We start from the raw sequence: 938 nt of genomic DNA, 5'->3' as shown, positions 1-938 counted from the left end.
TGGCTGTGAGTTCAACAGGTCGATGCAACGCTATCCTTAATCGAAGGGGGACGTTGCCATGAAACGAAGAACTCGCATCTACTACACACCAGAACAAAAGGCGATTATCCAGGACAGATATAAGCAAGGTGATTCCCTGCATGATATCGCCAGAATGTTCGACAGATATCATTCTTCTATTATGCCTACTATCCACCAGACTGGTGGATACCGTCCCCCTGTCCGAAAGCGGCACCGGTTAGCGCTTTCGCTTGATGAAAGAGAGGAGATATCCAGAGGATTGGTAGCAAAACGCAGCATCAGGGACATCGCTGTTAAATTATCAAGAGCTCCTTCAACGATTAGCCGCGAGATCAGGAGGCACGGCGGTGCAAAACAATATCATGCAGCAAAAGCCGATACTGCTGCGTGGGAAAATGCTATGAGACCAAAACCCTGCAAGCTAATCGAAAGCCCCACGTTGTGTAAAATCATCGCAGAGAAGATGCATCAGGACTGGTCGCCGGAACAGATCGCCGGTTGGCTGAAACGCTGTTATCCGGATAGTCAGGAAATGCATGTGTCACACGAAACGATATATAAAACGCTTTTTATACAAACCCGGGGGGCGTTAAAAAAAGAACTGCAGCAATGCCTCAGAAGCGGAAGAGTCGTGCGTAGATCCAGAACATCATCGCTTAAAGGGAAAGGATTAGGGTCAATCCCGGATACGATTTCTATCAGCGAAAGGCCACCTGAAGCAGCTGACAGAGCCATACCAGGTCACTGGGAAGGTGACCTGATCCAGGGCTCTAAAAACTCCTGTATCGTCACCCTCGTAGAACGTCATTCCCGTTTTGTTATGCTGGCCAAAGTCAGGGACAACAAGACCATAACGGTTATATCTGCACTCATCAGACAAGCCCGGGAATTACCTGCTGAGCTTTATAAAACATTAA

General features: G+C 48.0%; 1 protein-coding gene. It reads left to right on the top strand.

From position 1 onward, the window contains the following. Positions 1-58: 58 nt before the first annotated feature. Positions 59-938: IS30 family transposase (locus CWM66_RS27895; protein ID WP_107147739.1), on the top strand; the 880-nt coding region annotated here is incomplete at its 3' end.

The sequence above is a fragment of the Kosakonia sp. H7A genome (genome assembly GCF_003028445.1).
GTDB lineage: Bacteria > Pseudomonadota > Gammaproteobacteria > Enterobacterales > Enterobacteriaceae > Kosakonia > Kosakonia radicincitans.
This window is presented reverse-complemented; position numbering and strand designations above follow the sequence as displayed.